Source organism: Streptococcus sp. W151 (assembly GCF_053010205.1).
In genome coordinates this window covers 393,209-410,931 of sequence record NZ_JBRKNT010000001.1, presented here as the reverse complement: position 1 = coordinate 410,931, position 17,723 = coordinate 393,209, and the positions used below count along the sequence as shown (strand labels likewise).

19 protein-coding genes are annotated in these 17,723 nt (G+C 43.1%); all 19 read right to left on the bottom strand.

What is annotated here, in order from left to right; all coding sequences use genetic code 11:
- Positions 1–170: 170 nt before the first annotated feature.
- Positions 171–1,010: a thymidylate synthase gene (locus ACVC7Q_RS01930; RefSeq protein WP_447264627.1), complete on the bottom strand. Its 840-nt coding sequence runs from the start codon at positions 1,008–1,010 to the stop codon at positions 171–173.
- A gap of 90 nt (positions 1,011–1,100) precedes the next feature.
- Positions 1,101–2,060, bottom strand: a complete 960-nt coding sequence (locus tag ACVC7Q_RS01925) for an ROK family glucokinase (protein ID WP_447264626.1) — start codon at positions 2,058–2,060, stop codon at positions 1,101–1,103.
- Between the two features lie 86 nt (positions 2,061–2,146).
- The gene (locus ACVC7Q_RS01920) at positions 2,147–2,665 is read right to left on the bottom strand and encodes a DUF308 domain-containing protein (RefSeq protein WP_447264625.1); all 519 of its coding nucleotides are present in this window, start codon (positions 2,663–2,665) and stop codon (positions 2,147–2,149) included.
- 9 nt (positions 2,666–2,674) lie between these two features.
- Positions 2,675–4,543, bottom strand: a complete 1,869-nt coding sequence (locus tag ACVC7Q_RS01915; RefSeq protein WP_447264624.1) for an ABC-F family ATP-binding cassette domain-containing protein — start codon at positions 4,541–4,543, stop codon at positions 2,675–2,677.
- Positions 4,540–5,751 (bottom strand): CCA tRNA nucleotidyltransferase, encoded by a 1,212-nt coding sequence (locus ACVC7Q_RS01910; protein WP_447264623.1) that lies wholly within the window; start codon positions 5,749–5,751, stop codon positions 4,540–4,542. Before ACVC7Q_RS01910 ends, ACVC7Q_RS01915 begins: the two co-directional genes overlap by 4 nt.
- The gene (gene dapB, locus ACVC7Q_RS01905; RefSeq protein WP_447264622.1) at positions 5,748–6,515 is read right to left on the bottom strand and encodes a 4-hydroxy-tetrahydrodipicolinate reductase; all 768 of its coding nucleotides are present in this window, start codon (positions 6,513–6,515) and stop codon (positions 5,748–5,750) included. Before dapB ends, ACVC7Q_RS01910 begins: the two co-directional genes overlap by 4 nt.
- A 10-nt stretch (positions 6,516–6,525) precedes the next feature.
- Positions 6,526–7,374: a DegV family protein gene (locus tag ACVC7Q_RS01900; RefSeq protein ID WP_447264621.1), complete on the bottom strand. Its 849-nt coding sequence runs from the start codon at positions 7,372–7,374 to the stop codon at positions 6,526–6,528.
- A 3-nt stretch (positions 7,375–7,377) separates the two neighbouring features.
- A complete protein-coding gene (locus tag ACVC7Q_RS01895; RefSeq protein ID WP_009731099.1) occupies positions 7,378–7,752 on the bottom strand; it encodes a DUF1149 family protein in 375 nt (124 codons plus the stop codon).
- 132 nt (positions 7,753–7,884) lie between these two features.
- Entirely contained in the window at positions 7,885–9,852 is a 1,968-nt protein-coding gene (locus ACVC7Q_RS01890; RefSeq protein ID WP_447264620.1) for a PTS fructose transporter subunit IIABC, read from the bottom strand.
- Positions 9,849–10,760 (bottom strand): 1-phosphofructokinase, encoded by a 912-nt coding sequence (gene pfkB / locus ACVC7Q_RS01885; protein WP_447264619.1) that lies wholly within the window; start codon positions 10,758–10,760, stop codon positions 9,849–9,851. Before pfkB ends, ACVC7Q_RS01890 begins: the two co-directional genes overlap by 4 nt.
- On the bottom strand, positions 10,757–11,500 hold the full coding sequence (locus tag ACVC7Q_RS01880; protein ID WP_447264618.1) for a DeoR/GlpR family DNA-binding transcription regulator: 744 nt from the start codon (positions 11,498–11,500) through the stop codon (positions 10,757–10,759). The genes pfkB and ACVC7Q_RS01880 overlap by 4 nt, the downstream gene beginning before the upstream one ends.
- Before the next feature lie 227 nt (positions 11,501–11,727).
- Positions 11,728–14,049 carry a CAP domain-containing protein gene (locus ACVC7Q_RS01875; protein ID WP_447264617.1) on the bottom strand — a complete coding sequence of 774 codons (2,322 nt, stop codon included), beginning with the start codon at positions 14,047–14,049 and terminating at the stop codon, positions 11,728–11,730.
- A gap of 138 nt (positions 14,050–14,187) precedes the next feature.
- A complete protein-coding gene (gene trmD, locus ACVC7Q_RS01870) occupies positions 14,188–14,904 on the bottom strand; it encodes a tRNA (guanosine(37)-N1)-methyltransferase TrmD (RefSeq protein ID WP_447264616.1) in 717 nt (238 codons plus the stop codon).
- Positions 14,894–15,412 carry a ribosome maturation factor RimM gene (gene rimM, locus ACVC7Q_RS01865; protein WP_003016315.1) on the bottom strand — a complete coding sequence of 173 codons (519 nt, stop codon included), beginning with the start codon at positions 15,410–15,412 and terminating at the stop codon, positions 14,894–14,896. Before rimM ends, trmD begins: the two co-directional genes overlap by 11 nt.
- 53 nt (positions 15,413–15,465) lie before the next feature.
- Positions 15,466–15,798, bottom strand: coding sequence for a MazG nucleotide pyrophosphohydrolase domain-containing protein (locus tag ACVC7Q_RS01860; RefSeq protein WP_447264615.1), 333 nt, complete (start codon positions 15,796–15,798; stop codon positions 15,466–15,468).
- Positions 15,799–15,840: 42 nt separating this feature from the next.
- A complete protein-coding gene (gene kphA, locus ACVC7Q_RS01855) occupies positions 15,841–16,080 on the bottom strand; it encodes an RNA-binding protein KphA (protein WP_003001620.1) in 240 nt (79 codons plus the stop codon).
- A 20-nt stretch (positions 16,081–16,100) separates the two neighbouring features.
- Complete coding sequence (rpsP, locus tag ACVC7Q_RS01850; protein ID WP_003007475.1) at positions 16,101–16,373, bottom strand: 30S ribosomal protein S16; 273 nt, start codon at positions 16,371–16,373, stop codon at positions 16,101–16,103.
- Between the two features lie 123 nt (positions 16,374–16,496).
- Positions 16,497–17,186, bottom strand: a complete 690-nt coding sequence (locus ACVC7Q_RS01845; RefSeq protein WP_447264614.1) for a YjjG family noncanonical pyrimidine nucleotidase — start codon at positions 17,184–17,186, stop codon at positions 16,497–16,499.
- Entirely contained in the window at positions 17,186–17,680 is a 495-nt protein-coding gene (locus ACVC7Q_RS01840; RefSeq protein WP_447264613.1) for a YkgJ family cysteine cluster protein, read from the bottom strand. Before ACVC7Q_RS01840 ends, ACVC7Q_RS01845 begins: the two co-directional genes overlap by 1 nt.
- Between the last annotated feature and the right edge of the window lie 43 nt (positions 17,681–17,723).

The following is a 17,723-nucleotide window of genomic DNA, read 5'->3' as shown; positions in this document are numbered from 1 at the left end:
ATTCTTTTTAAAACTGTTTAGTTTTTCCAAACCTTATCTATTTTAACAAAACCCGAACGATTTTCAAAACATTTTGACTCAAAAATGAGTAAAAATTTTTAGCTAAAATTGTTTTAATTCTGAAAGGATTTTACCAATAGATCAGGGTATCAAAAAAACTTGGTTTATCACTAAATGGCAAGATCGAACTTCAATTGTGGCTTCACTGGATCGTAATCGACCAGTTCAAAATCTTCTGGTTTTATGTCAAAGAAATTGGTTCCGTCTGGTACATTCAAAACCAAGTGTGGCTGACAATTTGAAGGCTCCCGACGGAGTAACTCTTCAGCCTGTTCAAATTGATTATCATAAATATGAAGGTTATTAATGAAGTAAAAGAACTTTCCAACCTTCCATCCAAAGTGCTTGGCAATCATCATCTGAAGAGCAACATATTGCATGGCATTGATATGGTGGGCTACCAACATATCATTTGAACGCTGGGTCAGGGTCGCATCTAGATAGATCTCTCCATCAACGCGCCTCACGTCAAACATGGTCTGAAAAGCACATGGCAAGAGTCCGTCGGTCTCCTCAAAGGCATCATAATCCCAGAGCGAGATGATGTTGCGGCGATTCCAAGGATTGGCTTCTAATTGTTTGAGGATTTTATTGGTAAGGTCATGCTTTTTGACCACAGCACCATAGCGCTGACCGATGGTGCGACTATCCCCTACTTCCCAGTCATTCCAGTAGTGGACATTGTATTTATCTTCTAACAGGTCTAAGCTATTCGACTGATCCTGGTAGATCCAGAGCATCTCTTTGATGGCTGATTTAATCGCGATGGGACGAAGGGTCGTGATAGGAAACTCGCCTTTTGAGAGATCAAACTCCATAAAGGCTCCCGTGATGTACTTGGAGTTGGCCGTTCTACCATCCTTATACTTAGGACGCGCCTGCTCTGACCAGGCCCCTTCTTCCATGATTTTTCGAATGTTTTCTTTAAAAATTGTATCTGCTTTTGTCATATACTCTCCTTGAATCCAGTTTTGTCTTCATTATATCACAGGACACAGAAAAAAAGGAGATCCTAGCACGAGCCAGATCTCCTTTTCATCTTATTGTAATACAAGGGATGCAGCACCGATAACACCGGCGTCATTTCCCAAAGTAGCAAGCGCCAATTGAGTAGATTCACGTACTTGTGGGAATGAGTTTTCTTCAAAGACCTTGCGCACGCCATCCAAGAGGAAGTCTCCAGCAGCAGATACCCCACCACCGATAACGATCTTAGATGGGTTCAAGGTTGAACCAATATTGGCTGCAGCAAGTCCAAGGTAGCGTGAGAAGTTCTTATAAACGATCAAAGCAAGAGCGTCACCCTCTTTTGCTAGATCAAAGACCGTTTTAGCTGTCACTTCTTCACCATTGTCGATCAAGACTTTCAATTGAGAGTCTCCTTCGTACTCGTCTGCATAACGACGAGTCAAGTTGACGATCCCTGTTGCTGATGCAACCGTTTCAAGACAGCCTTTTTTACCACAGGTACATTGGATTGGATCATCAAAGTCAACCGTGATGTGACCAAGTTCCCCGGCAGCTCCACGCACACCGTGCAAGAGACGACCTTCAGCGACGATACCACCGCCAACACCTGTACCAAGTGTCATGAAGACAACATCTGGTTGGTTTTCACCAGCCCCTTTCCAACGTTCACCCAAAGCAGCAACGTTGGCATCGTTATCAATGAAGAATGGAATATGAAGGGCACTTTCGATCTTCTCTTTAACTGGTTGAAGGGTCTTCCAATTCAAGTTGTAGGCCCCGATAACTGTACCTTTTTCACGGTCAACAACACCAGGCGATCCCATTCCGATTCCTTGGAATTCAGAAGCATCAAGCCCAAGCATGTTCAAACGATGAGCGATCGATTCGATCATATCCTCTACAATATGACTTCCTTCATCCAAAATATTTGTTTTAATAGACCATTTTTCTTGAACTTCACCATCTAAAGTGAGGATAGCAAACTTAATTGAAGTTCCTCCAAGGTCAATACCGATAATTTTTTTAGACATCTGTAACTCCTTTCAAACTTGTAAACACTTACAGATCTATTATATCAGACTTCTAGGCAAATGCAAAGGTTTGCGCATAACTTTTCTTAACTTTTTAACAAAAGGCTAAAGGATTGAAATCCTAAAAATAGGAAAATCAAACCAATAATATTCAGGAGAATGACACTGATTGATAATGGACTGACAATTAAGAACAAGCCGATAAAGAGCTGCACCAAGGCAAAGAAAATATAGCGCTTGGAAAGCTCTTCAATCTTCTTGGAATAGAAGTTAGCTTTTTGGAAATTTAAAACGGAGCGATAGATCAGCCAAATCCCTAAGGTAACTGGGAAGACAATCGGTAAGGTCTTGTAGCCATATAGTAGCAAGTAAACAGCAAACACTAAGGCAACCATACTGTGAAAGAGCTGTTGCTGCTTGATAATACCTGACTGACGCAATCGGTAATAACGTGAAAAACGTGAAAAAGAGATTAAAAAGAAGCCACAGGAGATCAACCAGCTAAAAGAGCCGATGTGCTCAATGGGATTGATAAACAAGACAATACCAATAATGGTAAACATAGTAGCTGAAATTCCAAGAGATATGCGATTCAATTGATTCATAGGGCCTCCTTATTCATCTAATTCACTTAGGTAATCATAACGATCATACTTTTCAAGTAGACGCTCGTTTTCCTGATCTAGTTCTTTTTGAAGGGCTGACAACTTGCCAAAGTCAGAGCCGTTTTCATTCATCTCCACTTCAATCTCTGCAATTCGATTTTCAATCGCTTCGATATCTGCCTCAATACTTGCCCACTCTTGCTTCTCCATGTAGCTCATGCGCTTCTTCTCTTCTTTTGGCTTGACAGGTTTCTCTTTTTCAATCTTTTGACTAGCCGTTACCTGGGCTGCTTCAAAGGCTTTTTCATCTAAATAATCCGTATAATTGCCAAAGAACTCACGAATGCTCCCATTTTCAAAAGCGAGGATCTTACTCGCGACTTTATCTAGGAAATAACGGTCGTGGCTGACGGTAATGACTGGTCCACCAAAGTTTTGAAGGAAGTTTTCCAAAACCGTCAAGGTTGCGATATCCAAGTCATTGGTCGGCTCGTCGAGAAGAAGCACATTGGGTTTTTCAATCAAGAGTTTTAAGAGAAAGAGGCGCTTCTTCTCACCACCGGAGAGTTTTTCGATCAAGGTTCCATGCATAGAACGTGGGAAGAGAAATTGCTCCAAGAGATCTGCTATCGAAGTTGTTCCGACAGTCGTCTTGACTTCCTCAGCCACTTCTTGCAAGAAATTGATCACGCGCTTGCTCTCATCCAAGCCATCAATCTGTTGAGAGAAATAAGCCACCCGAACAGTTTCCCCAATGATCACTTGCCCTGACTGAGGCTGGAGTCGCTCAGCGATCAGATTGAGTAGGGTCGATTTACCAACACCATTATCCCCGACAATGCCGATACGATCCTTATTTTGCACCAAGAGGTTAAAGTCTTGTAAAATCGGCTTATTTTCAAAAGCAAAACTCACATTCTTAAACTCGATGACTTTCTTTCCGATCCGGCTGGTCTCAAAGTTCATCTCTAGATCCGTCTGGTTGCTTTGACCAGACAAGTCTTGCTTAAGATCATGGAAACGATTGATCCGCGCCTGTTGCTTGGTCGCACGCGCCTGGGGTTGCCTCCGCATCCAGGTCAACTCCTGCTTATAGAGTTGCTGCTTCTTATGAAGAAGGGCTGCATCACGCTCATCTTGCTCAGCCTTTAAGCGGACATAATCCTGGTAATTGCCCTGATACTCGATCAAACCAGCCCGATCCAACTCAAAGATCCGTGTTGAAATATTATCCAAGAAATAACGATCGTGGGTAATGAAGAGCACGGTTTTCTTAGAGTTCTTCAAGAAATTGGTCAGCCATTCGATGGTATCAATATCTAGGTGGTTGGTCGGCTCATCTAACAAGAGCAGGTCGTGGTGAGACAGCAAAACTTGTGCCAGATGTACCCGTCGACGCAAGCCTCCAGATAGATCCCCAACTTTTGCATTCAAGTCTTCAATCCCAAGTTTTGAAAGGACTGTCTTGACCTGACTCTCGATTTCCCAAGCATTGAGTGAATCCATCTCCGCCATGACCTTTTCCAGACGTGCTTGGTTCTCTTCTCTGTAATCCGCCATCAAGAATTCATAATCACGAATCAGCTGCATTTCACGCAAATCACTAGATAGCACCGTATCCAGAACCGTTTTTTGATCATCAAAGTCTGGCTCCTGCGTCAAGTAACCAATCGTATAATCACTCTTGGCAGAAAAAGGACTCACATCTCCATCAAAGCCAGAGCGTCCTGACAATACATCTAACAGAGTGGTTTTTCCAGTCCCATTGACCCCGATCAATCCGATCCGATCCAAGTCGTGAATAATAAAAGAAATCTCACGAAAGACGGTCTTATCTCCGACAGATTTGGTTAATTTATCGACAATAAAATCGCTCATTTTTCCTCCTCTTTTACTTGCTGGATATAGGCAATGATGGCTTCTTTTTCATTGGCCAGCTCCCCATCGACAATGGCGTATTCGATCTTTGTCAAAATCTCTCCCAAGGCTGGACCAGGTTGAAAGCCGTATTCTTTGATCAGCATGCCACCATTGACCACCACTTCGTGCTTATCATGAATGGTCAAGCTATCATAGACCTGCTCAATCGCTAGGTAATCGACGCTTAATTCAGAAGCCTCACGTAATTCTTCCGCTAGTAGCAACAAGCGCTTCTCATACTTGTAACATGCCCGCTTGTCTAGACTTCCTTTTTCTCGAAGCTTAAGAATCTCCACAATCTGCTCCACCGTCTTGGCAAGGTCTCTTGAGGTCTTCCATTTCTTAAAGAATTTTGGAATGTCTTGGATGTCTAGTGCTAAAACCAGAGCAGCCCAAGCTTGCTCAGAAGTTGAAAAGGTAAATTCAATTTCTATGTCAAACAAACGCTCAAGTGCTTCTTTGCGCTCCTTCATCTCTGGCAGATAATGATAGGCTTTGCTTGCAAGCATGGCTTCCAAGCCTTGTCTCCAATATGGAGAAAGTAAGAGCTTATCAAACTCGATGAAAGTACGCTCAACAGAGATCTTCTCTAGCAAAGGAGCGCACTCCTTCATAGCGTCAAAGGTTGCCTCTTCTAATTCAAAGCCAAGACTGGCCTGAAAACGAAAGCCTCGCATGATCCGGAGCGCATCTTCGTTAAACCGTTCATGAGGAAGCCCAACGGCCCGAAGGACCTTGTTTTCTAAATCTTCTAACCCCTGAAAGAGGTCAACAATCTCTCCTTTTTCATTTAAGGCAAAGGCATTGACGGTGAAATCGCGGCGCTTCAGGTCTTCTTCTAGTGAGCGGACAAAAGACACGGAGCTTGGACGGCGATAATCGACATAGACATCCTCCGTCCGGAAGGTCGTAATTTCATATTCTTGACCATTTTCAAGAACCAAGACGGTCCCGTGTTCGATACCGATATCTACTGTTCGATCAAAAATCGCCTTTGTTTCCTCTGGATAAGAGGAGGAAGCGATATCGACATCGTGAATCGGACGATCCAAGAGAGCATCGCGGACAGATCCTCCCACAAAATAGGCCTCAAACCCAGCTGCTTTAATCTTCTCTAATATTGGTAAAGCCTCCTGAAACTCAGAAGGCATCTTTTTTAATCTCATAGTAAGTGTTCCAAACCATAGACAAGCTCATGACGCTTGACAACTTCTTTAATCCCTAGATTTACTCCTGTCATGAAGGAAACACGATCATAGGAATCATGACGGAGAGTCAAGCCTTCGCCTTGGCTACCAAAAATCACTTCTTGGTGAGCCACTAGGCCAGGCAATCGAACCGAATGGATGCGCATCCCTTCAAAATCCGCCCCCCTTGCTCCAGGCATCAACTCTTCTTCATCTGCTGCACCTTGCTGGATTTTCTCGCGTTTCTCCGAGATCAACTCAGCTGTCTTAATCGCTGTTCCACTCGGTGCATCTTTTTTCTTATCGTGGTGCAATTCGATGATTTCCACATTTGGGAAATACTTGGCCGCTTGCGCTGCAAATTGCATCAAGAGCACAGCTCCAATAGCAAAGTTCGGAGCAATCAAGCCACCCAAATCCTTTTCACGAGAAAGCTCTGTCAATTCTTGGATCTGCTCAGGAGTGAATCCAGTTGTCCCTACAACAGGAGCGAAGCCATTTTCAATTGCAAAGCGAGTATTCTCGTAAGCAACCTTTGGCATGGTAAAGTCCACCCAAACATCTGCTTCAAGACCCACGACATCTTCTTTGCGGTTAAAGACGGGGACCCCTGCAACCTCTGTCTCATCAGTAAATGGATCGATCAAGCCAGCTAGTTCTAGCTCAGAATCTTCAGAAACCATCTGGTAGGCTGCCTGCCCCATTTTCCCCTTGAAACCTGCAATAATGACTTTAATTGACATAGAATTCTCCTTAAACGATAGGGATATACCCAACTGCTAAGCTATGGTCGCCTAAGTGCGTCCCAATCACGCCTCCAAAAGTGGCAAAAGGAATTTCTCCTTCCACTCCTTCAGCCACCAACATCTGACGAAGCGCTTCGGCTTTTTCAGGTACATTAGCATGGATGATAAAGACTTGGTAATGACCACCGGTGAGTCCTTCATCAACGATTTCCACCAAGCGTTTCATGGCTTTCTTTTCCGTCCGGACTTTTTCAAAAACTTCGATGACACCTTGGTCATTAAAGTGAAGGATCGGCTTGATACTCAAGAGATTGCCAATGATGGCAGCGCCATTTGACAGGCGTCCCCCCTTGACCAAGTGATTCAAATCATCGACCATAATATAGGCAGTGGTCCCATCAATCTGGTGTTGGACATTGGCCACAATCTCATCAAACAAACGACCTTCACCAGCCCATTTCAAGCAATCATCGACCATCATTCCTAATGGAGCACTAGTGATTTTTGAGTCAGGAAATTCGACGGTCAAGCCTTCAAATTCGTCCTTCAAATATTGGATATTTTGGTAGAATCCAGAGATGCCTGATGACAAGAAGAGACCAAGAGCATGCGTATAACCTTTAGCTGTCAAACCAGATAAGAGTTCTTCTAACGCTGCCACACTCGGTTGGCTAGTCTTTGGTAAATCCTTAGACGCAGCCATCTTTTGGTAGAACTCGTCGTGTGTCAGATTCTTCCCTTCCACATAGGATTCTCCATCGATATAGATCGGAATGTCTAAAATAAATAAGTCGTCGTGATGGAGAAGGTGCTGCGGTAAATAGGCAGACGAATCCGTAATCACTGCTAATTTCATTGATTAAAACTCCAAATTAATACCCGGTAAATCAAGGGCAATTTCTGTAACTTCATAAGTCAAACGGTTGAGCATATCCAAGCAAGGACGAGCCAATTCTTCCACTTCATCTTTGCTGAATTCACTTGGTTCATTTACATAACGACCAAACAAGTGGTTAATTTGAGTGATGGTTCCACTGATCACAAAGCCGTCAAATACAATCATGTAGCTCAAAATCACAATCAAAGAAGTTGTGTTTTGTTGTTGATCACGATTGATTAATTGAAAGTTTACATCTACTTTTGTTTCGGGAATGCCATTTTCTTTTTCCCACTCAAAATTACGAGCGTCATAGTGGTATTGGCTGACAAATTCTTTTTCACGTTGAATATCCATTTTTATTCTCCTAAAAATATGCGATAGGCTTATTATATCATAATTCAGCTCAAGATACCAACGCCGAATGAAGTGATTTTTTCGTTTGTACAAGAAGAAAAGGTCGGGGAAGACCCAACCTTTTAGGTATGATTAGTTTTTAGGTTTGCGAAGCAAGCCGAACAAGATACCACTTACGACTGCACCGATCAATACAAACAAGATGTAAAGAAGTGGATTTGAAGTAAGAGCGATAACGAAGATTCCTCCGTGAGGAGCCATCAATTTCAAACCTGCAAGACCAACAAGGGCACCTGTCAAGGCTGAACCTGCAATGAAGCTTGGGATGGCACGAGCTGGATCAGCTGCACCGAATGGAATGGCACCTTCTGTGATGAAGGAAAGACCCATAACAATGTTTGTCAAACCAGAATCGCGTTCTTCTTGTGTGAATTTATCTTTGAACAAGACAGTTGCTACAAATACTGCCAATGGAGGAACCATACCTGCTGCCATAACAGCAGCCATAACAATAGAACCTCCTGAAGCAACAGATTCAGCAAGTGTACCTGTAGCGAAGACATAAGCCGCTTTGTTAACTGGTCCACCCATATCGACAGCCATCATACCGCCAACGAGAAGGCCAAGAAGGACTGCTGAGCTACCTGATAAGCTTGAGAGGAAGTTGTTAAGACCAGTATTGATAGCAGCCATTGGAATATTGATAAGGAACATCAAGAATCCTGTCAAACCAACACCAAGCAATGGCAAGAGAAGGATGGAACGGATACCATCAAGAGAACGTGGAAGACCTGCAAGAGCTTTACGAAGAACTAGAATCACTCCACCTGCAAGGAAACCACCAACCAATGCGCCAAGGAAACCAGATGATACGGCTGCTGGTAATTCACCTTTAGCAGCACCGAAAGCGATGTTACCAAAGGCTGACCCTGAGCTAGCAATAGATCCTGCAATAAACCCTGCTACAAAACCAGGTTTTTCAGCGATGGAGAATCCGATGTAACCTGCGAGTACAGGAAGCATAAAGCCAAAGGCTGCACCACCGATTGTTTTAAATTGAGCTGCTAATTCATGGTACGAACCAAGTTGAGACAATTGATCTTGAGGAACTCCGAGAATTTGGTCAATCAAGAAGGCAAGGGCGATCAAGATCCCACCACCGATAACGAATGGAAGCATTTGAGAAACTCCACTCATCAAGTGTTTGTAGAAGGCTCCACCCAAGCTCAATTTTTCTTGGCTAGCGCTAGCTTCTGCTGCATTTTCAGCGTGGAAGACATCTGCTTTGCCGTCTAAGATAGTTTGGATCAATTCTTCTGTCTGACGGATACCAGCTGCAACTGGTTTAGAGATCAATTTTTTGCCATTAAAACGAGCTGTTTCAACTGCTTTATCTGCTGCAATGATCACCCCTTCAGCTTTGGCGATTTCTTCAGCTGTCAAGCGGTTGCCGACACCTGATGCACCGTTTGTTTCAACGCGTACCGTAACACCCATTTCTTCACCTTTTTTGATGAGGGCTTCTTCCGCCATGTAAGTGTGGGCGATACCAGTTGTACACGCTGTAACGGCTACGATCAATGGTTTGTCAGATGAAGCTGCTTCTTTGACAGCTTCTGCTTTTTTCGCTTCTTCAGCTGCAGCTTCTTGCTCTTCTGCATCGAAGACTGCGATTACTTGATCAGGAGTACTTACTTGGCGGAGTTTATCCGCAAAGCCTGGTTTCATCAAGTACTTAGACAATTCCGCAAGAGCTGCCAAGTGAGTATCGTTGGCCCCTTCTGGTGCAGCGATCATGAAGAACAAGTCAGTTGGTTGTCCATCAAGTGATGCGTAATCTACACCCTTGTTTGATTTTGCAAACAAGACCGTCGCTTCTTTGACAGCTTCATTTTTGCTGTGAGGCATAGCAATCCCTTCGCCCAAACCGGTAGATGTTTGCGCCTCACGATTCATGATGCCAGCTTTGAAAGTTTCAAAATCTGTCACCACACCATTGTCGACGAGCGATTGAATCATTTCATTGATCACGCCCTCTTTGTCTGTTGCTTGAAGATCAAACAACATCACGTTTTTATTTAAAACGTCTTGAATTTTCATAGTTTTTCTACCTCTACTTTTTCATAAATTTCTTTGATATAGTCCGCTGTCGCCAAATCATCTGAGAAAGTGGTCGCTGTTCCACAAGCCACGCCCCATTTGAAGGCTTCAATGACGTCTCCTGTCGTTGCAAGCTTCCCAGTGAAACCTGCCACCATGGAATCTCCTGCACCAACTGAGTTCTTCACTTGCCCTTTGATGGGTTTTGCGAAGTAGGTACCACTTGGACTGACTAGAAGAGCACCATCGCCCGCCATGGAAATAATGACGTTTTGTGCTCCTTTGGCCAAGATTTCCTTGGCGTAGCGTTCAATTTCTGGCAATTCCGTCAAGGTAACGCCAAAAATAGCTCCCAACTCATGGTTGTTTGGTTTGACCAATTGGGGATTGAACTCCAAGGAATCAATCAAGGTTTGCCCTTCAAAGTCACAAACGACTTGCGCACCTGTCGCACGGGTTGCTGCAATTAGTTCTTTGTAAATGGCATTTCCAAGTGAAGATGGGGCAGAGCCTGCAAAGACTACCACATCATCTGCTGATAAGCTGGATAGGATGCTGAGCAATTCTTGCAACTGAGCTTCCGTCACTTCTGGACCATTGCCATTGATCTCTGTTTCCTCATCGGCTTTGATCTTGACATTGATCCGGGTATCTTGGTCCACGGTCACAAACTTAGTTGAAATAGCTTCGCTCGTAAGGACATCTTCAATGAAACGTCCTGTGAAACCACCGATAAACCCAGTTGCTGTGTTCTCGATAGCGAGCCGCTTCAAGACACGACTGACATTGATTCCCTTACCACCGGCAAATTTATCTTCCGAAGCCATCCGATTGACCGCCCCTGTCTCTACATGATCGAGACGGACAATGTAGTCAATGGCAGGATTCAGTGTTACTGTATAAATCAAACCTCTATAACCTCCGTTTTTTCCTTTAAAACCTTCAATCGTTGTGGGTCACATTGATTGGTAATGATCATGGCTCGCTTGATAGGAGCCACTTTGACAAAGGATGTCACTCCAATTTTTGAATCATCCGCTAGGATATAGGTTTTTTTTGCATTTTCGATAATCGCACGCTTGACAGATCCTTCTTCCAGATCTGGAGTGCTGTAAAATTCATCATCGATTCCATTCATTCCAAGAAAGGCCTTGTCAAAATTCAACTGACCGATTTGATTGAGCGCGATCCCTCCGATACTAGCATCTGTAGAAGATTTTACCTTTCCACCGATGATGACCGTCGGAACATTTCGCTCGACCAACTTGGTCGCATGGTGAATCGAATTGGTCACCACAGTTACCGTTGGATTGACAATTTCTTGTACCAAGAGTTCATTGGTCGTCCCAGCATCGATAAAGATCACATCATGATCTTTGATCAACTCCGCCGCTTTTACCGCAATTCTTGACTTAACTTGAATGTTTTTGATAGATTTTTCTTTATTGCTTTCTTCCTCTTGAAGAAAATGCAAGCTTTCCGCGCCACCGTGAACCCGGCGAAGTTTGCTTTCAGCTTCTAGCTCATCCAAGTCTCGCCGAACGGTTGATTCAGACGTCCCCAGCTCTTGCACAAGGGTTTCTAAGGAAACAAATTTTTCCTTTAATACCTTTTCCAGGATAAATTGTTTTCGTTCAGACTTGAGCATTTCTCCTCCTTTTGCAATCGATTACAAAAACCATTATACTCTTTTTTCAAAAAATGTCAACAATTTTTATCATTTTCTATCATTTTCTTTCAAAAAATCCAAAAGTGTAAAAAAAAGACAGGAAAGAACTCATTTTGTTAAAAGAGTTCTTGTCCCACCCTCATAAATTTTCTTTAAAGATTGTAAGCAATAAAGTGTCTAAGCGTCCACTCTATCTTCTGTATTCCTTAATCATTATTTGAAGATTGTTTCTTTTTCTTGAAACCAAACAATCCAGCAAGTAGCCCAACGACTACACCTGTTGTTGCTGCTGCATATTTGGAAGAATCTGCACTTGCCACAGCTTGGCTGTTTTCTTTTTTGGGTTTGATTTCTTCTACTTTGGCTTCTTGTTTTGGAGCTGGAGTAGCTTTTGGTGCTTGCACTTGCGGACTATTGGTACTTGTTGGAAGAATTGTTGGTCTATCCGAAAAAGTGGTTGGATTGCTTGAGCGGATATCCATTGGCATATCTGCTGCTTCTAAAATAGCTGGATCCATTCGTGACGCTAGATCTTCATATTGAGAATTCAACAGTTCCACGACACTTTGATAAGATTGAAGAGTAGTGAATTCGGCTTCTAATTTTTCTTTTTTATTTTCTAAATTAGCCACCGCAGCTGATAAAACTGATTGGGCTTTGACCAATAATTCTGGAGCATTTTTAAAGTCAGAAAGACGTTTTTCAGCAGCAACCAAGCGTTCTTGCGCCACCTTCAAGCCCTCATGCGCTTCTTGAACGACTTGGGCTTTTTCTGCTTCTTCTGCTTTTAAAAGATCTAATTTCTCACGCGCAGCTGCTAACAAATCTTTCGCTTTTTGAAGCGCTGCTTCTTTTGGTTGGATAGCTGCTTCAATCCGACCTCGAGATACATCAAGAGTCGCTTTTGCTTTTTCAACTGCATGATCCTTGCTGACAAGAAGAATTTTGTAGTTTTGGATGCTTTTTTGGACATTGGCCATCTCTACTTCCACATTTGAATTAGTGTGGCGGGCATCTTCTAATTTGCCTTGCAAGATAATGATTTGGGACTCTTGATTGGCCTTATCCAGCTTGAGGTTAGCGACTTCATCAGATTTTGCTTTGACATCTGATCTTGTCGTTGTAGCACCAGCTCCCTGACGCAATTGGTAAGCAAGTGCATTGGTTGACACTGCTGAGGTAACTGGACTGTGTAAGAAAGCTGCTTCTGACATGGCATTACTTGGGTCATAAGCCACTGATAAAGCCGTTGCTTTGTTGTCCACCATTTGGAGGTAATGACCAATCTTGGCAAAGGCCTCAGCCCCAATCTTCATATAGATATCATTGGCATCGATTTGTGTTTCGTCTGTCGGTAGACCGTATTGAGCTGCCACTTCTTGGTAAGCCACTTTTTCATTGTACCAAAAGTCTACTGCACCAGCAGGTGAGAAGCCATAAGCAATATTTTCGTTCGGCAAATACTTAAACATATGCCAGTTGGCCTTTTTGAAGTATTCTAACTGAACTTGACTGGCAGGGAGGGAATAAGGATCCAGCTCCAATTCAGGCAAGCCTGCATTGCGACGATAGTTATTAATGGCATCTGCGATTTCAAGGGCTCGAAGATTGGCTTGCAAGGATCCAGACTCTCCAACCGTCAAGCCGTCTTCTTCACGACCACGCTTGTAGAGGGCTAAAGCACTTGCTGCAGCTTCATTGCCATTGTCAGCCAAGTGTTGCAAGTAGCCTTCGTAGGTTGCTTGACTCAGTTGAACTGGGCTATTAGCTGCTGCTTGTTCTATGGCTGCCAACTCCGCTTCTTTTGTCGCAATGACCGCCTTCAAGTCTGTGAGTCTCGTTTGGGCGAGTTGAATATCACTCTCAATTTGAGCGACTGTGTCAGCCCCATTTTGCTGACTCGCTTGCAAGGTCGCAAGGTAATTCTGAGATTCTCGAATACTTTGCTCGACTTGGCTTTGCTCCAATAAGGCTTGGTTTAGGACATTCTCATCATTTGAAATCGGTGCTTTTGCTTGGTTCAATTCATTTTGTGCTACATCGACCAAAGATTCCTGAGCAGTAACCTGATTTTCCTGTTGACGAACAGCCTCTACAACTTGGTCATGTTCAGCTTCCGCCTCTCGAACCTTATTTTCTTCGATGGTCACATAGGCTTGAGCTACCTTGACGTCATTTTCTGCATTCTGAACTTGTGCATTTGAAGTCGTTGCGATCAGGTTTTCCGCCTCTGTCACTTCAGCTTTCTTTTCTTCCAGTTCTTGTCCTGCAGCCTTGACTTCCGTTTGAGCATCGATCACTTTTTGCTCTTGGTAGTGGACATCTTTCACCACTTGCCCTTTTTGAGCTGTGATTTGCTTCAACTCATCAACTGTAATTGGTTTTTCGACTACTTCCGTGCTGTTGGTTTCTGGATTTTCATTTTGCTTGACCTCTTCCGCACTAGCCTTATGATGAAACATTCCAGATAGGACCGTTGTCGCCGCAACTCCTGTCGTAAAAACCGATTTTCCTAATTTCTTTCCCATTAAACTCACCCCCAAAACTGAATCATTTTCTTGAAGTTTCTCTACCCCTTAGCATACCACATTTTGTTACCAATAACTAGTAGGTTTAAAAAGTTTTTTTCACAAAATTTTAGGGCAAAAGAAAAACAGCTGACGCTGTTAGTCTTCTTGTTTAATTTGTTCCAACATTTTTTCTTCTTCTGCTGTCAATTCGTAGTTTTCTAGCAGGTCAGGCCGACGTTCTAAGGTCTTTTTCAAACTCTGATAGAGGCGCCACTGACGGATATTTTCATGGTGGCCACTCATGAGGACATCAGGAACCGTCATTCCTCGATAATCATAGGGCCGAGTGTATTGAGGATATTCTAGAAGCCCGGAAGAGAAGCTATCATCCTGGTGGCTAGACTCTTTGCCGATCACTTCTGGAATCAAGCGTACCGTCGCATCGATCATGGTCATGGCAGCTAGTTCGCCACCCGTCAGGACATAATCGCCAAGAGAAATCTCATCTGTCACCAAGGTCTTGATCCGCTCGTCGTAGCCCTCATAATGGCCGCAGATAAAGATCAATTCATCTTCTTGAGCCAACTCTTCTGCGTAACTTTGGTCAAAAGTCCGACCAGCAGGATCCAGTAAAATCACGCGCGGATTCTTTTTCTCAATCGCATCAAAGGCATCGAAAATCGGCTGAGCACGTAAGAGCATGCCTTGCCCCCCACCATAGGGTTCATCGTCCACATGCCGCGCCTTCTCAGCATTTTCACGGAAATTATGGTAGTTTATCTCGAGAAGTCCCTTTTCACGCGCCTTTCCGACAATCGAATGCTCCAAAGGCGAAAACATCTCTGGAAAGAGGGTTAAAATATCAATCTTCATCGTCTAACCCTTCTAAAATGTCTACATCCACTCGATTTCCTGGAATATCGATATTGAGCACCACTGGCGGGATATAAGGCAAGAGAAGGTCGCGTTTGCCTTTGCGTTTCACGACCCAGACATCATTGGCACCTGGTTGTAGGATCTCCTTGATCTGACCGATCAGTTGGTCATTTTCATATACATCAAGGCCGATGATCTCATGGTAATAAAACTCGCCCTCATCCAAATCCGTCAAGTCTTCCTCAGCAACTTTGAGGCTAAAGCCCTTGAACTTTTCGATCGCATTGATATGGTACATATCCTTAAACTTGATGATGTCGAAGTTCTTGTGCTTGCGATGACTGGCAATGGTCACCGTTTGGACAAAACGATCCTTCTCATCAAAGAGGGCCAACTCTGCTCCTTTTTTAAAACGTTCTTCTGCAAAGTCTGTCACAGACAAGACCCGCATTTCTCCTTGTAAGCCTTGGGTATTGACAATTTTCCCAACGTTAAAGTAATTCATGATTTCTCCAGTGTAGTTTTTTCACTCTATTTTATCACGTTCAAAGGATTTTCTCAAATGCTCTTTTCTGCTAGAAACTGCTCTAAATCCTTCTCGTGCTGGTATTTGGCAGCTGCTGTTTTATCCTTTTCAAAGATGGTTTTAGTAAGGTCGATGTCATTTATAGTTGCGATGGCGACTGTATAGTGAATGATATCAGCTAGTTCTTTGGCCAATTCCTCATTTGAGTCCTGAACCCCTTCTTTTCGTCCAGAACGACCATTTAAGATCTCGGCAACTTCTCCAACCTCTTCGACGAGCTTGATAAACAGACCTTCTTCCGTACGACTGTCTTTGTAATGTTCTTTTAAATAGGCTTGTAATTGCCGAATGGTAACTTCTTTCATAGCTTCTCCTTGCAACAAAAAAACGGGACAGAGTCCCGCCTTTTATTTTTCGTCAATAACGATTCTTACTTTTTTATCTTCAGTTGGGACAGAGTAGACAATCGTTCTTATCGCAGAAATGGTGCGACCTTTTCGACCGATTACACGACCAACATCGCTAGGATCAAGGTCAAGGTGGTACTCCAAAAATTCAGGAGTATCTTCGATCTTGATGGTTAAGGCATCCGGTTGTGAAATCAAGGGTTTCACAATTGCAATAATGAGATTTTCAATCGTATCCATACATCAACCTACTTAAAAAATTATTTTGAGAATTTAGAATCGTGGAATTTCTTCATCACACCAGCTTTTGAAAGGATGTTGCGAACTGTATCAGAAGGTTGAGCTCCATCAGCCAACCATGCAAGAACGCGGTCTTCTTTCAAAGTTACTTGGTTTTCTTCAACAAGTGGATTGTATGTTCCAACTGTTTCGATGAAACGTCCATCACGTGGTGAACGTGAATCTGCAACGTTGATACGGTAGTAAGGTTTTTTCTTAGAACCCATACGAGTCAAACGAATTTTAACTGCCATTTTTATAAGTCTCTTTTCTATATTTTAATTTTCGGTGAAATAGACAAGCTATTTAGCACATGATCTATTATAACACATTTTATAGGCCTGTCAAGAAAAAAACTTGACAGTATTTAAATTTTTTTAATTAAGCAGTAAATCGGCGATTTCTTGATAGGTGCTTACTTCATAAGTCGGCACTACTTGGCTGGTATTTTCCTTGTGATCCGGATTATACCAGACGGTATCAATCCCCGCAGCATTCCCTCCTGCGATATCAGCTGTCAAAGAATCACCGATCATGAGGGTCTCTTCCTTGCTAAACCCTGGAATCAGCTGGCCTACTTTGTCAAAAAATGCAGGTTCTGGTTTCTGAGTATGAAGCTGTTCAGAGATAAAGACCTCTTTAAAATAAGGTGCGATGGTAGAATGAGCTAAGCGTCCTTCTTGAATGGCAGTCACTCCGTTCGTAGCACCATAGAGCTGGTAACCTGCTTTTTCAAGTCGGGCCAGTAAGTCCTCCGCCCCTAGGAATGACTGCCCTTGAAGACTGATGTAATCTTGGTAGCGAAGAGCCATCTCGGCCCCATCAACCGTGATCCCAAAGTGGGCAAACCCAATCGCAAACCGACTATCCACGAGTTCTTGTTTGGTGAGCTTCTTTTGTTCCAAATCCTTCCAGAGCCCTTGGTTCATAGGTTTGTAGTAATCTTTAAAGGCCTCTACATCTGGAAAATTCATGTCTTCTAACATCTGCGTCAAGGCTGTTTCTTCAGCAGATTCAAAATCCAACAAGGTATGGTCCAAATCAAAAAGTAAAAATTTATATGCCATTACAAACGATCCTTCAATTTTTCGACAAATAAATAAGCAGCTGGGCAAGTGAGCGTATTTTTGATGGTCAGATGGTTGATCTGATAGATCTTCTTGCGATCGGTGTGAGGAAATTCCCGACAAGCTTTAGGCCGAACATCGTAGATGGAACAGAGATTGTCGCCACCAAGGAAGGGGCAAGGCATGGATTTAAAAACCTTGTCGCCATCATCATCCACTTGAAGAAATTCCGCCTCAAAAGCAGGTAGTTTCATCTTGAAATATTTGGCGATCCGCGTGATATCTGCTTCCTTAAAATCAGGCCCTAAGGTCTTACAGCAATTGGCACAAGCCGTACAATCGATTTCTTGGAACACTTCATCGTGGATTTCTTGCGCTAGTTTATCTAAATTCTTAGGCGGCTTCTTTTTGAGATTCGCTAATACCTTGCGATGCTCCTTTTGCTTTTGGAGAGCTAACTGATGGTATTTTTCAATATCAATTTCCTGTGTCATCCTCTATTTCCTCTTCTAAACAATAGAAAGATTATACCACAAA

What these genes read in the sequence shown, in the direction of transcription:
- ACVC7Q_RS01860 (WP_447264615.1), bottom strand. Translation starts at nt 15,798, where the DNA reads ATGAAAGAAGTTACCATTCGGCAATTACAAGCCTATTTAAAAGAACAT.
- rimM (WP_003016315.1), bottom strand. Translation starts at nt 15,412, where the DNA reads ATGAATTACTTTAACGTTGGGAAAATTGTCAATACCCAAGGCTTACAA.
- kphA (WP_003001620.1), bottom strand. Translation starts at nt 16,080, where the DNA reads ATGGATACGATTGAAAATCTCATTATTGCAATTGTGAAACCCTTGATT.
- ACVC7Q_RS01890 (WP_447264620.1), bottom strand. Translation starts at nt 9,852, where the DNA reads ATGAAAATTCAAGACGTTTTAAATAAAAACGTGATGTTGTTTGATCTT.
- ACVC7Q_RS01880 (WP_447264618.1), bottom strand. Translation starts at nt 11,500, where the DNA reads ATGCTCAAGTCTGAACGAAAACAATTTATCCTGGAAAAGGTATTAAAG.
- ACVC7Q_RS01925 (WP_447264626.1), bottom strand. Translation starts at nt 2,060, where the DNA reads ATGTCTAAAAAAATTATCGGTATTGACCTTGGAGGAACTTCAATTAAG.
- rpsP (WP_003007475.1), bottom strand. Translation starts at nt 16,373, where the DNA reads ATGGCAGTTAAAATTCGTTTGACTCGTATGGGTTCTAAGAAAAAACCT.
- trmD (WP_447264616.1), bottom strand. Translation starts at nt 14,904, where the DNA reads ATGAAGATTGATATTTTAACCCTCTTTCCAGAGATGTTTTCGCCTTTG.
- ACVC7Q_RS01930 (WP_447264627.1), bottom strand. Translation starts at nt 1,010, where the DNA reads ATGACAAAAGCAGATACAATTTTTAAAGAAAACATTCGAAAAATCATG.
- ACVC7Q_RS01910 (WP_447264623.1), bottom strand. Translation starts at nt 5,751, where the DNA reads ATGAGATTAAAAAAGATGCCTTCTGAGTTTCAGGAGGCTTTACCAATA.
- ACVC7Q_RS01920 (WP_447264625.1), bottom strand. Translation starts at nt 2,665, where the DNA reads ATGAATCAATTGAATCGCATATCTCTTGGAATTTCAGCTACTATGTTT.
- ACVC7Q_RS01875 (WP_447264617.1), bottom strand. Translation starts at nt 14,049, where the DNA reads ATGGGAAAGAAATTAGGAAAATCGGTTTTTACGACAGGAGTTGCGGCG.
- ACVC7Q_RS01840 (WP_447264613.1), bottom strand. Translation starts at nt 17,680, where the DNA reads ATGACACAGGAAATTGATATTGAAAAATACCATCAGTTAGCTCTCCAA.
- ACVC7Q_RS01895 (WP_009731099.1), bottom strand. Translation starts at nt 7,752, where the DNA reads ATGGATATTCAACGTGAAAAAGAATTTGTCAGCCAATACCACTATGAC.
- ACVC7Q_RS01845 (WP_447264614.1), bottom strand. Translation starts at nt 17,186, where the DNA reads ATGGCATATAAATTTTTACTTTTTGATTTGGACCATACCTTGTTGGAT.
- ACVC7Q_RS01900 (WP_447264621.1), bottom strand. Translation starts at nt 7,374, where the DNA reads ATGAAATTAGCAGTGATTACGGATTCGTCTGCCTATTTACCGCAGCAC.
- ACVC7Q_RS01915 (WP_447264624.1), bottom strand. Translation starts at nt 4,543, where the DNA reads ATGAGCGATTTTATTGTCGATAAATTAACCAAATCTGTCGGAGATAAG.
- dapB (WP_447264622.1), bottom strand. Translation starts at nt 6,515, where the DNA reads ATGTCAATTAAAGTCATTATTGCAGGTTTCAAGGGGAAAATGGGGCAG.